This window comes from Pseudomonas paraeruginosa PA7, assembly GCF_000017205.1.
GTDB lineage: Bacteria > Pseudomonadota > Gammaproteobacteria > Pseudomonadales > Pseudomonadaceae > Pseudomonas > Pseudomonas paraeruginosa.
The window spans coordinates 5,280,862-5,293,920 of the sequence record NC_009656.1 but is presented as its reverse complement, the minus strand read 5'-3'; the positions used below and the strand labels follow the sequence as shown (position 1 = coordinate 5,293,920).

Below are 13,059 nucleotides of genomic sequence, written 5' to 3'. Positions count from 1 at the left end.
TTGCCATTCCATGCGCGGCCGCGAGGGTGGCAGGAGAGTCCCGATGCAGAACGATGCCAATGTGGTGCACCTGACCAGGATCGCCTCCGAGCCGTCGCCGAACGCCGGCGCAGGACGGCTGCCGGTCATCCTCGTGCAGGTGCGCGACAAGGCGGCGCTGCAACTGAAGCAGGCACTGCAGGCGTTGTTCGACAATGCCGACGACACCCTTTTCGAGATGGCCGACCGGGCCACCAGCAATCTCGAGCAGAACGCCTTCTTCGAAGCCATGCGCGACCTGCGCCTCAAGCGCAAGAGCATCGAGCGGGTCTACCTGCAGAAGGTCTTCGAGGAGTTTTCCGCACTCAACCAGGTACAGCCCGGTAGGTCCGTACCGACGCTGGACAGCGTGTCCTTCGACAGTCTCAGCCTGGTGCAGAACGAGGAACTGGAGGAGTCCGTCGCCGTGGATGCCATGGTGGCGCGGGTGATGAGCCGCGACGCGACCGCGCTGGCGCACCTCGGCACGCGCCTGAACACCCTGGTCGGGCGCAAGGTCGACGAGAAGAACAATCCCCTCGGTCCGCGCCCGCTGACCGCGGCCTTCCTTGATGCCTGCCAGGGGTTGGGCGTCGAGATCAAGGTCAAGCTGATCATCCTCAAGCTGTTCGAGAAGTATGTCCTGGCGCACTGCGACCAGCTCTACGCCGAGGCCAACCAGGTATTGGTCGCGGCGGGCGTGCTGCCGGAGCTGAAGTCGGCCCTGCCGCGGCGCAGTCCCGCGGCGCGCAGCGAGGCGGTGCGCGATAGCGACGCGCTGCAGGCGCAGGCGGCATTGCTCGACGGCGGCCAGCAGGAAGTCTTCGGCGCGCTGCAGGAGCTGTTGTCGCAGGTCCGCGCCAATCCGTCCTTCTATCGCCGGGAAATCCCGGAAAATGCCGCACCGATTTCCAGCAACGACCTGATGCGCCTGCTTTCCCACCTGCAGCAGCACCTGCCGAGCGCCAGTGGCGCGGAGTTCGACGTGCGCGACGGGGTCGACCAGCTGCTCCAGCGCGTCAGCCACAAGAGCGGGCGCTCGCGGGTGGTCGGCCAGGTGGATGACGACGTCATCAACCTGGTATCGATGCTCTTCGAGTTCATCCTCGACGACCGCACCCTGCCGGACTCGCTGAAGGCCCTGATCGGGCGGATGCAGATCCCGATGCTCAAGGTGGCGTTGCTCGACAAGACCTTCTTCAGCCGCGGCAGCCACCCGGCGCGGCGCCTGCTCAACGAGATCGCCTCGGCTTCGCTGGGTTGGGCCGAGCACAACGACGCCCGGCGCGACAGCCTCTACCAGAAGATCGAGCAGGTGGTGATGCGCCTGCTGAACGACTTCGTCGACGACCCGGCGATCTTCGCCGAGCTGCTGGAGGATTTCATCGCCTTCACCGGCGACGAGCGTCGCCGCAGCGAACTGCTCGAGCAACGCACCCGCGACGCCGAGGAAGGCCGGGCCCGGGCCGAGCTGGCGCGCCAGGACGTGGAGCAGGTACTCAACCAGCGCCTGCTCGGCAAGGTCCTGCCGGAGGTGGTGGTACGCCTGCTGCGCGACGCCTGGAGCAAGGTGATGCTGCTGATCTGCCTCAAGCATGGCAAGGCATCGGCCGAATGGCGAGAGGCCCTGGCGACCATGGACGAACTGATCTGGAGCGTCGAGCCGCACGACGATCCGCTGTCCCGCCAGCAATTGCTGGAACGCGTGCCGGGCCTGCTCAAGGCGCTGCGCGAGGGCCTGGCCAGCGCGGCATTCGATCCGTTCTCCACCGGCGAGTTCTTCAGCCAGCTGGAGACCCTGCATGTCCAGGGCCTGCAGCGCGACAAGCGCGGCGAGGCGGCGGACATCCCGCTGCTCGATGAGCCGTCGTCGGACACGCTCGCCGAGAAGCCGCGCGCGCCGGTCATGCTGCGAGTGGTCGAAGAGATCGTCCTCAGCTCGCCGGAGGCTGCTACCCCGCCGAGCGAGAGCGAGGTGCGCCTGGCGGACGACGACGAGGCGCTGCTGCGGGTCGATGCGCTGCGTGTCGGCAGTTGGGTGGAGATCCAGGAGGACGCCGAGCACAAGCTGCGTTGCAAGCTGGCGGCGGTGATCCGCCCGACCGGCCGCTATATCTTCGTCAACCGCACCGGGATGAAGGTCCTGGAAAAGACCCGCATGGGCCTGGCCGTGGAGTTCCGCCGGGAGGCGGTACGCCTGCTGGATGACGCACTGCTGTTCGACCGTGCTCTCGAGTCGGTGATCGGCAACCTGCGACGGCTCAAGGGCGCCTGAGTCCAGGTGAAGGCCCGGCATTGCGCCGGGCTTTTCGTTTCTCCAGGTACGAACCTTCTTCGACCGCAGTCGAACCGGCCGATCCTGCGCCAGGCCGATCGTCATTCCGCTACGCCTGGATTAGAGTGGGGGCTCGTTCAGGAGCCCGTATGCATTTCGATTCCGTCACCGGCTGGGTCCAGGGGATCCGCCACTGTCCCTCACCGAACTTCAACCTGCGTTCGCAGGGGGAAGTGGTGTCGTTGCTGGTCATCCACAACATCAGCCTGCCACCGGGGCAGTTCGGCACCGGCAAGGTCCAGGCCTTTTTCCAGAACCGCCTGGACGCGGACGAGCACCCCTATTTCGCGGAAATCCGCCACCTGACGGTCTCCGCGCATTTCCTCATCGAACGCGACGGCGGCATCACCCAGTTCGTCTCCTGCCACGATCGCGCCTGGCACGCCGGGGTGTCCTGCTTCGAAGGGCGCGAGGCGTGCAACGACTTTTTCCTGGGGGTCGAACTGGAAGGGACCGACACGGAACCGTACACGGATGCGCAGTACACTGCCCTGGTCGGGTTGACGCGGCTGTTGCGCGCGGCGTTTCCGGCGATCACCCGCGGGCGGATCCAGGGGCACTGCGATATCGCTCCGCAGCGCAAGACCGACCCCGGCGAGGCCTTCGACTGGCCGCGCTACCGTGCCGGATTGACCGATTCCAAGGAGGAAACATGACGTTCCTGGTGTTGCTGCTGGCCCTGGCGCTGGAGAAGTTCTCCGGCTGGCGCCGGCGTATCCAGCGCGATGGAGCCTGGCTCGCCTGGCTGGGGCTGGTCGAGGACCTGCCCCTGGTGTCCCGCCGCTCCTGGCTCGGCGTGCTGCTGGCGGTGGTCCTGCCGCTGCTGCCGCTGGCCCTGCTGCTGACGCTGCTGCAGCCGCTGGCCTATGGTTGGCTGAGCCTGCCGCTGCATCTCCTGGTGGTGGTCTATAGCCTCGGGCGTGGCGACGTACTGGCCGACCTCGGGCCATTCCGCGATGCCTGGCGGCGCGAGGACGCCCAGGCGGCATCCCTGGTCGCCGAGCGTGACCTGGGTGTCCAGGGTTGCAGCGAGGGCGAACTGATCGGCCGGGTGCATGCCCATCTGCTCTGGCAGGGCTACCAGAGCTTCTTCGCGGTGATCTTCTGGTATGCGCTGCTCGGGCCGGCGGCGGCCCTGGCCTACCGCCTGCTGGCGCTGACGGTGGAGCATGCCCGTCAGCCGGAACTGCGCGAACGGGCGGCGCGGGTACGTCATGCCCTCGATTGGCTGCCGGCGCGCGCGCTGGTGCTGAGCTTCGCCCTGGTCGGCAACTTCCTCGCGGTGATCCGCGTACTGCTGCACTGGTTGCTGGCCTGGGACCTCTCCGCGGCGGCCCTGCTGGCCAAGGCCGGGCGGGTCGCCAGCGACGTCGAGGCGGTCGAGCTGGGCGCCGCCGGGGTCGCCAGCCTGGATGCGCTCTGGCAATTGCTGGTGCGCGCGGCGGTGCTCTGGTACGCCGTGTTCGCCTTCTGCGCGCTGTTCCTCTGAGCGCAAAGGCGGGGAGCCCGCTCGCGGCTCCCCGTTAACCTTAAGTTACAGAACGGCGGGCCGATATCGGGTACACAGGTGATCGCGCTTGCGTGATTTCGAAAAGCCATCACGAGCGAGTGCCGAGCGTCGGTGTCGCCACGGCGCGACATCTCTCAGAACGATAAGAATAATCAGGAGACGTCTGGGTGAAGACCGTACTCTATCCCGCCATCGCGCTGATGAACCGGCTCAGCTTCGGCATGAAGTTCGGCCTGATCAGCGTGCTGTTCTTCCTGCCTCTGCTGATCACCAGCTTCTACCTGGTACGCGACGCCTACCGCCAGTTCAGCGATACCCGCATCGAGCTGCAGAGCCTGGCGCTGCTGGGCAGCAGCCTGCAGCTCCGGCGCGACCTGGAGTCCCTCAACGACCTGGTGCAGATCAACGCAGTCATCGGCCAGTCCGGCAAGGCCGGCGACCTGGAAGCGCGCATCGCGAGCCTGCAGAAAGCCCTTCGCGGGCGCCTCGAGGCGCTGGTCCCGCTCAGCGAGGACGGCGCGGCGATCGCCGAGTTCCAGGCCCAGCGCAACCAGTTGCTGGAGGGTTTGCAGGCGGTCGAGGCCGAAGGCTCGCTGCAGGGCAAGGGCGCACGGGCGGAGAAACTGCTCGGCGGCGCGCAGGTCTTCATCAAGCTGCTGATCGGCCAGGCGGGGCTCAGCCAGGACAGCCAGCGCCAGGTGCGCCAGCTCAGCGAGCTGGTCGGTTCGATAACCCCGGAGGTGACGGCGGCGATCAGCAAGGGACGGGCCATCGGCGCCTATTCCCTGGGCCAGGGGTTTCTCAATTCGTCTTCCAGCGCGCGCCTCGACGAACTCCTGCTGGAGTTCGAGAAACTGCATGGCGAATACGGCCTGAAGCTGCAGGAGTCGCTGGCCGACAGTCCCCAGGCGCTGGTCGATGCCGCCCAGGCCAGTCGCGAGACCCTGAAGAGCCTGGGGCAACTGCTCGAAGACCAGGTGATCGTGGCCGACACCCTGGATGCGCCCTGGACCCAGTTCTACGACCAGGTCAGCGCGGCGATGGGCAAGACCTACCAGCTCGACGACAGTGTCCTTGCCTACCTCGACAGCCAGTTGCAGAAGCGCCTGCAGCAGGTGCGTGCGCAGATGCTGCTGCTGGTGACGGCGCTGGTGGTGGTGTTCATCGCGATCTTCTACCTCTACGGCGGTTTCTACGTGTCCACCCGCGCCACCCTGAAGGACCTCGGGCGAATGATGGAGCGGGTCGCCGGCGGCGACATGACGGTCAGCTTCCAGTCGCGCAGCCGCGACGAACTGGGCGAACTGGGGCAGTCGTTCAACGAGTCGGTGGCGAAGATCCACGACCTGATCGAGCGGGTCAGCCAGACCGTCGGCGAGGTCGAGCGGCAGACCCTGCGGGTCGAGTCGGTGTCGGCCGAAAGCAACCAGGCGGTTGCTGGCCAGCGCAGCCAGATCGAACAGGTCGCGACGGCGATGAACCAGATGGCGGCCACCGCCCAGGAAGTGGCGCGCAGCGCGGCGATGGCGGTGAGCAGCGCGAACAGCGTGAACCAGGAAACCCTCAGCGGGCGCAGCCTGGTCGAGTCGCAGGTGGGCAGCATCCAGCGCCTGGCCGGCGAGATCGATCAGTCGGTGGCGGCGATCAATCGCCTGGCCAGCGACAGCGCGTCGATCAGCCAGGTGCTGGACGTGATCAAGGGGATCGCCGAGCAGACCAACCTGCTGGCGCTCAACGCGGCGATCGAGGCGGCCCGCGCCGGCGAGCAGGGCCGTGGCTTCGCGGTGGTCGCCGACGAGGTGCGGACCCTGGCCAAGCGCACCCAGCAGTCCACCGCCGAGATCGAGCAGATGATCCTGCGCCTGCAGGACGGAGTGGACGCGGCGGTGAAGGCGATGGGCAGCAGCCATCACACCGCCGACGGCACCGTCAGCGAGTCGGCGCGCGTACAGCAGGCGCTGGAGAACATCCTCGGCGCGGTGGGCATGATCGTCGACCAGAACCAGCAGATCGCCGCCGCCGCCGAGCAGCAGACCACGGTGGCCCACGACATCGACCAGAATATCGTCGAGATCAACCAGGCCGGCGAGCGCACCGCCGAAGGGGCCAGCCAGACCGAGCGGGCCAGCCGCGAGCTGGGCGCGCAGGTGAACCAGCTCAAGCGTCTGATCGGGGCGTTCAGGGTATAGGCGCAAGGCCCGCGCGCGGGTGCGTTTCGTCCGTCCGAGCGAACCCCGGGCGGGCGACGACATCCCACTGTCATGCGCATGGGGTAAAGCCTGGGCAGGTCAAGCCAGCGCCGCGACAGGCGGAGGCGAAATCGCGGCATTTTTTTATTGATCTCGTGCCCCCTTGGTCCTAAAGTTCGCGCCCGAACGTCCATGCTGGAAACGATCCATCCGGCTCAAGTACTGACGACGAGAGATCGCCTTGAGGCAAGGCGACGCCCGCCGCTCATCGCGGCCAGTTCGTTCCATTCGCCAGGCGCCGCGGCGCTTGCGGAGGGCGACCTGGCAGGATGAACAGGCGGTGGCTGCCGGCAGGCAGGTGATACTCGGCGACATGCCTTGGGAAGTAGGCGAACCAAAGTGGGGAAACGGATTAGACGTTCAGCTTCACCCCTACGAATCCATGTGTTTTGCCATTGGGAGTCCCAACCATGTCCATCAAGGTCGAGGATTATTTCGCCCCTGAAACCTTCCAGCGCATGAAGGCCTTCGCCGACAAGCAGGAAACCCCCTTCGTGGTCATCGACAGGCAGACCATCGCCGATGCCTACGACCAGCTGACCGATTGCTTCCCCTTCGCCAGGATCTACTACGCGGTGAAGGCCAACCCCGCCACCGAGATCACCGAACTGCTGCGCGACAAGGGCTCGAACTTCGACATCGCCTCGATCTACGAGCTGGACAAGGTGCTGAAGACCGGCGTCGGTCCGGAGCGCATCAGCTACGGCAATACCATCAAGAAATCCAAGGACATCCGCTACTTCTACGAGAAGGGCGTGCGCCTGTTCGCCACCGACTCCGAGGCCGACCTGCGCAACATCGCCAAGGCCGCGCCCGGGGCCAAGGTCTACGTGCGTATCCTCACCGAGGGTTCGACCACCGCCGACTGGCCGCTGTCGCGCAAGTTCGGCTGCCAGACCGACATGGCCATGGACCTGCTGATCCTGGCCCGCCAACTGGGCCTGGAGCCCTACGGCATCTCCTTCCACGTGGGTTCGCAGCAGCGCGACATCTCGGTATGGGACGCGGCGATCGCCAAGGTCAAGGTGATCTTCGAGCGCCTGAAGGAGGAGGACGGCATCGTCCTGAAGATGATCAACATGGGCGGCGGCTTCCCGGCCAACTACATCACCAAGACCAATGACCTGGAGACCTACGCGGAGGAGATCATCCGCTTCCTCAAGGAAGACTTCGGCGACGACCTGCCGGAAATCATCCTCGAGCCGGGCCGTTCGCTGATCGCCAATGCCGGCATCCTGGTCAGCGAAGTGGTGCTGGTCGCGCGCAAGTCGCGGACCGCCGTGGAGCGCTGGGTCTATGCCGACGTTGGCAAGTTCTCCGGACTGATCGAAACCATGGATGAGTCGATCAAGTTCCCGATCTGGACCGAGAAGCAGGGCGAAATGGAAGAGGTGGTGATCGCCGGACCGACCTGCGACAGCGCCGACATCATGTACGAGCACTACAAGTACGGCCTGCCGCTGAACCTGTCGAGCGGCGACCGGCTCTACTGGCTGTCCACCGGTGCCTATACCACCAGCTACAGCGCCGTGGAGTTCAACGGCTTCCCGCCGCTGAAGGCGTTCTACCTGTAACTCCCGTTGGTTCCGGAAAAGCCCCGCCCTGGCGGGGCTTTTTCATTCCCGGTGTCCCGTCCTGAATAAGGTTTACACCTCCCATGCCGATTCTCCGGAGAGCTAGATGAAGCAAGGTGTAAAGCGCACACAGCGAGATTACTCACTGTCTTTTAAATTGGCCGTCGTTGATCAGATCGAAAAAGGCGAACTGACCTACAAGCAGGCCCAGGTGCGGTATGGCATCCAGGGCCGTTCGACGGTTCTGGTATGGTTGCGCAAGCATGGTCGGCAGGATTGGAGCCAAGGGGCGTCGATTCGAGCCGAGAGGAGTTGCGCGATGTCTGACCCCAAAACGCTCACTCCAGAGCAGCGGATCAAGGAGCTTGAGCAGCAGCTTGAGTTGATGAGCCAGAAGGCTCAGTTCTTCGAGACCGTCGTTGATGTCCTGAAAAATGATTACGGTGTATCGGTCGTAAAAAAGCGATCCGGCAAGTCCTCTCGCAAGGTCAAGTCGCAGGACTGAGCATTGCTAGGGCTTGTCAGTTTCTTGGCATGAGCCGACAGGCTTACTACAAGCGCAATCGAGCTGCTGATAGCAAAGCACGCCAGGCAGATCGGGTTGTCGAATTTGTTCAACAAGTCCGGATGCGTCAGCCACGACTAGGCACGCGAAAGCTGCACTATCTGCTGCATTGCCAACCTGATAAGCAGCTCCAAGTTGGCCGAGACCGACTATTTCAGGTCCTGGGAGAGCGCCGTTTGCTGGTGTTGCCCAAGCGGGCGTATCACAAGACAACACAAAGCTTTCATCGCTTCTACCGCCATCCGAACCTACTCAAGCCAGGCCCGAACCAGGTTGTCCCGTCAGGACCGGAGCACGTTTGGGTGGCGGACATTACTTACTTGCCAGCCAGTAGTGGCCCGCTGTACCTAAGCCTGGTAACGGATGCGTATTCCAGAAAAATTGTTGGCCACCATGTGCATGAAAGCCTGCATGCCGAGTCAGTTGCACAAGCCTTTAGGCAGGCCCTACGCAAACGGCAGCGTCGCCAGTCACTGGTCCATCACTCGGATCGCGGTATTCAATATTGCTCGGCACTGTATCAGTCACTGCATGCACGGCATGGCGTCCAGTGCTCGATGACTGACGGATATAACTGCTACCAGAACGCGCTAGCTGAGCGCATCAACGGAATCCTCAAAACAGAGCTGCTGCTGAGTAGCCCTGAAAATCTGGAGCAGGCAAGGAAGATGGTTGCTGAAGCCGTGCAGATCTACAACACAGAGCGGCCTCACATGGCCCTGAAAAACAAAACGCCCGATACGGTGCATCGGGCGTTTTGAGGCATATCGGCCTACCTGAGCAGGTGTAAACCTATTTCAGGACTAGACACGGCGCTGGCCGACGGAGTTCCCGTGTGCGAGGTTGGGCGCTCGACGAGCACAAGGGGGAAGCAAGAGGCAACGGTATTTCCCTGGTGACTCTCGGCGCCGCCGATCTCGCACGCTCCAGCCGCTGCTACCAGGCGCTGGGCTGGCAAGCGTCGGCGGACGGCAACGAACAGGTGGTGTTCCTCAAGGGGCGCAACCTGGCCCTCGGCCTCCACGGTCGCCAGGCGCTCGCCGAGGACGCCCGGGTGGAGGAGCGCCCGACCGGCTTCGCGCCATCACCCTGGCCTGCGACTGCGCCCCGCGGGAAGAAGTCCGACCGGCTGTTGTTCGCCGCCGCCCTGGCGGGTGGCGAGCAAGCGACCGAGGTGCCGCAGGAGGTGTTCTGGGGCGGTTATTCGGAATACGTCGCCGATCCGGACGGGCATCTCTGGGAAGTCGCCCACAAGCCGTTCTGACCGCTCGACGAGCAGGGCAACCTGGTATTGCCCTGAGTTCGCTACACACAGGAAAACGCCCCGCTGGCGGGGCGCCTTTTCTTTTCGCGGCGTCAGCCTTCGTTCGGCTGGCGGGCCGGCGCGCGCGGCGTCGCCGGTGCCGGGCGCCCGGCCTGGGCCACTTGCTGTTCGGTGGCGGCCTTGTCCAGCGGCAGCTTGTCGAAGTCGCGCAGGCCATTGTGCGCGTAGGGGTTGCCGATCCAGCGGACTTCCTGCCGGAAGTCGTTGCTGACCAGGCTCTTGCTCGGGTCGAAGAGGTCGTAGCCGAGGCCGGCCAGGTCGGACCAGGTGTGGATCAGATCTTCGCTGCTGTAGCGTCGGTCGACCAGCGCCTGCAGGTCGCGGGGGTGGCTCTGCTGCCAGCTGGGGGAAGTCCAGACCAGGAAGGGCACGGTGTACATGCCGCGGGTCGGGTCGCCCTCGTTGCGTCCCAGGCGATCGTGCGGGGCTTCGTCGAAGACTTCCTCACCGTGGTCGGAGAGATAGACCAGGAAGCCATTCGGGTCGCTGTTGGCGAAGCCCTTGATCAGGCTGGAGACCACGTAGTCGTTGTACAGCACGGCGTTGTCGTAGCTGTTGTAGACCGCCACCTGGTCGTCGCTGAGCGCCGCCGGCGCGCCCTGGCGGTCGACGAAGCGGGCGTAGTCCTCGGGGTAGCGGTACTTGTAGTTCATGTGGGTGCCGAGCAGATGGACCACGATGAACTTCTTCGGCGCCGGGTCTTCCAGCACCTTGGCGAAGGGCGCCAGCACCGCGCCGTCGAGCTGGCTGGCGTTCTGGCTGCGCTGGTTGTTCAGGTAGAACTGCGCATCGGTCTGCTGGGCGAAGGTGGTCAGCATGGTGTTGCGCTTGGTCATGGTCTGCTGGTTGGTGATCCAGAAGGTCTTGTAGCCGGCCTGCTTCATCAGGTTCATCAGCGACGGATCGGTGAGGAAGCGATCCGGATGTTCCTGGTCGGCGAAGGTCAGCACCTGCTGCAGCACCTCGATGGTGTACGGCCGCGAGGCCACCACGTTGTTGAACACCGTGAGGTTCTGGTTGGCGGCCTTCAGCGCATCCAGCTGCGGGGTGGTTTCACGCGAGTAGCCGTAGAGGCTCATGTGTTTGCGCGAGGTCGACTCGCCGATCACCAGGACCAGGGTGCGCGGGGTGTCGCCGTTGGCGTCGACCAGGTTCTTCAGCGGCGGCAGGGCGGCATTCTTCTGCAGCAGCGCCTGCATGCTGGCCAGTTGCTGGCGATATTGCTGGTAGCCGATCAGCAGTTGCCAGGGCACCGCCGGCTCCATGCGCGCCTGGACCTTGTCCAGGGCCTGGTCGAACGGACGGCCCTGGCTTACCAGTTGCTTGTAGAAGGGATAGCCGATGGTCGCGACGATCAGCAGCACGGCCACCGGCGCGGCGCTGAAGCGCGGCAGGTACACCGGCCGCAGGCGCCGCCAGAGCAGGATCGCAACCAGGCTGTAGAGCACCAGGCCGAGGGTCATCCAGGGATTGAAATACTGGCTGAAGTACTCGCTGGCTTCCGCGGTGTTCGACTCGAACATCACGAAGATCACGCTTTGCGAAAATTCCTGGTGATAGATGCCGAAATAGCTCAGGCCGACCAGCGAGGCGGCCCACAGCACCAGCCCGATGATCGCGGCCAGCGGCTTGGTCCAGCGCGGGAACAACAGCACCGGCGCGAGCCAGATGCTGCTCAGCACCATGGCGTTGCGGAAGCCGGAGAAGCCGCTGTTGCCGGAGGCCAGCAGGAGCAGTTGGGTGATGCCGGAGAAGAACCAGAAGAACAGGAACAGCCAGCCCAGGCCGGCCCAGTCGATGCGGTTGCGCGTGACGCTTGGTGGGGTGGGGGACACGATAGCCTCGTTCAGTGAGCGGAGGCGTGGTCGGGTGCGCCTCGATGAGGAGGCGAGGGTAGGCAAGGGCTTGTCAAAAAAGTGTTATGCCAGCGTGAACAAAGGGTTGTCGGCTGGTCGTCAGGCCGGTAGCGGCGCTGTCTCGGCATGCCCGATGGCGCGCTCCAGGGCCTCCCTGTCGCTGGCGTCGCCCAGTTCCGCCGCGCGTCGGCAATAGGCCAGCGCCAGGCCGCGGAACGCGGGATGGGACGATTGCTCCAGGCTGTGGCGAGCGCTGCGCAGGAAGTTCAGGTTGCCGCCCTCCAGGGCGCGCCGTAGCCAGGTCTCGGCCTCGGCATGGCGGCCGTTGGCGGCCAGCATCGCGGCGTGGCTGAACTGGCCGCGGAAGTCGCCGCCCTCGGCGGAGCGCCGGTACCAGTGTGCCGCCTGTGCCTGGTCGCGGGCGACCACCAGGCCTTCTTCGTGATAGCGGCCGACCAGGTTCATCGACTTCGCGTGTCCCTGCTCGGCGGCCTGCCGGTACAGCGCATAGGCGCACGCCTGGTCCTGTTCCACGCCACGGCCGGTGGCGTAGAGGTTGGCCAGGTTGTAGCGGGCCCAGTCGAGGCCTTGCCCGGCGGCGATCCGGTAGTGTCGCGCCGCCGCCGCGAGATCCGCCGCGCCGCCCCAGCCGTGCTCCAGGCAGCGAGCGAGCATGTTGCGCGCCATCGCGTGGCCACCCTCGGCGGCGATGCCGAACCAGGTCCGCGCCAGCGCCGCATCGCGTTCGATGCCCTGGCCATCGAGGAGGATCTGCCCGAGCAGCGCCTGGGCTTCCGGCAGGCCTTCGCGCGCCGCGCCGAGGATGGCCTGGGCGGCCTCTCGCGGGCTGCCGGCCAGTTGCGCGGCGAAGCCTTCGGCGTCCAGCGCCTCATGTCGATGCAGCAGGTGGCGCATGCTCAGAGTTCCGACCAGCGCCGCAGGAGGTTGTGGTAGGTGCCGGTGAGGCGGATCAGCGAGGGATGCTCGGGTACGTCGCGGGTCAGTTGCTGGATCGACTGGTCCATCTCGAACAGCAGGGTACGCTGGCTGTCCTCGCGGACCAGGCTCTGGGTCCAGAAGAACGAGGCGTAGCGCGCGCCACGGGTGACCGGGTTGACCTTGTGCAGGCTGGTGCCGGGGTAGAGCACCAGGTCGCCGGCGGGCAGCTTCACCTGGTGCAGGCCGTAGGTGTCCTGGATCACCAGTTCGCCGCCGTCGTAGTCCTGCGGGTCGCTGAAGAACAGCGTCGAGGACAGGTCGGTGCGGACCCGTTCGCGACCGCCCTGGATGTCGCGCACGGCGTTGTCGATATGGAAGTCGAACGAGCCGCCGCCGGTATAGCAGTTGAACAGCGGCGGGAAGACCTTCAACGGCAGCGCGGCGGACATGAACAGCGGGTGGTTCCACAGTCGCTGCAGCATGGCCTCGCCGATTTCCCGCGCCAGCGGGTGGTCCTGCGGCAACTGCAGGTTGTGCTTGGCCTTGGCCGACTGGTAGCCGGCGGTCGCCTTGCCGTCGGCCCACTCCGCCTGTTCCAGGGCGGCGCGGATCCGGGAGACTTCATCGGCGGTGAAGAGGGCGGGGATGTGCAGCAGCATGGCGCTGTCCATGGAGGCGAAATGATTGCC

General features: G+C 65.2%; 9 protein-coding genes and 1 pseudogene. 7 read left to right on the top strand and 3 right to left on the bottom strand.

Features of this window, described 5'->3' with window-relative positions; translation table 11 throughout:
* Positions 1-43 precede the first annotated feature (43 nt).
* The 7 genes and pseudogenes from PSPA7_RS24505 to PSPA7_RS24470 all read left to right on the top strand — a co-directional run bounded on the left by PSPA7_RS24505 (position 44) and on the right by PSPA7_RS24470 (position 9,515).
* Positions 44-2,293 carry a DUF1631 domain-containing protein gene (locus PSPA7_RS24505; protein ID WP_012077275.1) on the top strand — a complete coding sequence of 750 codons (2,250 nt, stop codon included), beginning with the start codon at positions 44-46 and terminating at the stop codon, positions 2,291-2,293.
* A 149-nt stretch (positions 2,294-2,442) separates the two neighbouring features.
* Positions 2,443-3,009: a 1,6-anhydro-N-acetylmuramyl-L-alanine amidase AmpD gene (gene ampD / locus PSPA7_RS24500; RefSeq protein WP_012077274.1), complete on the top strand. Its 567-nt coding sequence runs from the start codon at positions 2,443-2,445 to the stop codon at positions 3,007-3,009.
* Positions 3,006-3,842 (top strand): regulatory signaling modulator protein AmpE, encoded by an 837-nt coding sequence (gene ampE, locus PSPA7_RS24495; RefSeq protein ID WP_012077273.1) that lies wholly within the window; start codon positions 3,006-3,008, stop codon positions 3,840-3,842. Before ampD ends, ampE begins: the two co-directional genes overlap by 4 nt.
* A 188-nt stretch (positions 3,843-4,030) precedes the next feature.
* Positions 4,031-6,052: a methyl-accepting chemotaxis protein gene (locus PSPA7_RS24490; RefSeq protein ID WP_012077272.1), complete on the top strand. Its 2,022-nt coding sequence runs from the start codon at positions 4,031-4,033 to the stop codon at positions 6,050-6,052.
* Positions 6,053-6,522: 470 nt separating this feature from the next.
* Positions 6,523-7,686: a type III PLP-dependent enzyme gene (locus PSPA7_RS24485; protein WP_012077270.1), complete on the top strand. Its 1,164-nt coding sequence runs from the start codon at positions 6,523-6,525 to the stop codon at positions 7,684-7,686.
* Between the two features lie 106 nt (positions 7,687-7,792).
* Positions 7,793-9,012, top strand: a protein-coding gene (locus PSPA7_RS31530) for an IS3-like element ISPa57 family transposase (protein ID WP_086008395.1) whose coding sequence is annotated in 2 segments (ribosomal slippage) — positions 7,793-8,141 and positions 8,141-9,012 — 1,221 coding nt in all. Because the reading frame shifts where the segments join, the coding sequence is not laid out codon by codon here.
* A 74-nt stretch (positions 9,013-9,086) separates the two neighbouring features.
* Positions 9,087-9,515: pseudogene (locus PSPA7_RS24470) on the top strand (VOC family protein).
* A gap of 92 nt (positions 9,516-9,607) precedes the next feature.
* On the opposite strand, the gene PSPA7_RS24465 reads toward PSPA7_RS24470, so the two are convergent.
* The 3 genes from PSPA7_RS24465 to PSPA7_RS24455 all read right to left on the bottom strand — a co-directional run bounded on the left by PSPA7_RS24465 (position 9,608) and on the right by PSPA7_RS24455 (position 13,029).
* Entirely contained in the window at positions 9,608-11,410 is a 1,803-nt protein-coding gene (locus tag PSPA7_RS24465) for a phosphoethanolamine transferase CptA (RefSeq protein WP_012077267.1), read from the bottom strand.
* 120 nt (positions 11,411-11,530) lie between these two features.
* Positions 11,531-12,346: a tetratricopeptide repeat protein gene (locus tag PSPA7_RS24460; protein WP_012077266.1), complete on the bottom strand. Its 816-nt coding sequence runs from the start codon at positions 12,344-12,346 to the stop codon at positions 11,531-11,533.
* A gap of 2 nt (positions 12,347-12,348) precedes the next feature.
* Complete coding sequence (locus tag PSPA7_RS24455; RefSeq protein ID WP_034081372.1) at positions 12,349-13,029, bottom strand: Fe2+-dependent dioxygenase; 681 nt, start codon at positions 13,027-13,029, stop codon at positions 12,349-12,351.
* Positions 13,030-13,059 lie beyond the last annotated feature (30 nt).

Excerpts from the sequence above, each read along its gene's own strand:
- PSPA7_RS24455 (WP_034081372.1), bottom strand. The coding sequence starts at position 13,029 with ATGCTGCTGCACATCCCCGCCCTCTTCACCGCCGATGAAGTCTCCCGG.
- PSPA7_RS24460 (WP_012077266.1), bottom strand. The coding sequence starts at position 12,346 with ATGCGCCACCTGCTGCATCGACATGAGGCGCTGGACGCCGAAGGCTTC.
- PSPA7_RS24485 (WP_012077270.1), top strand. The coding sequence starts at position 6,523 with ATGTCCATCAAGGTCGAGGATTATTTCGCCCCTGAAACCTTCCAGCGC.
- PSPA7_RS24505 (WP_012077275.1), top strand. The coding sequence starts at position 44 with ATGCAGAACGATGCCAATGTGGTGCACCTGACCAGGATCGCCTCCGAG.
- ampD (WP_012077274.1), top strand. The coding sequence starts at position 2,443 with ATGCATTTCGATTCCGTCACCGGCTGGGTCCAGGGGATCCGCCACTGT.
- ampE (WP_012077273.1), top strand. The coding sequence starts at position 3,006 with ATGACGTTCCTGGTGTTGCTGCTGGCCCTGGCGCTGGAGAAGTTCTCC.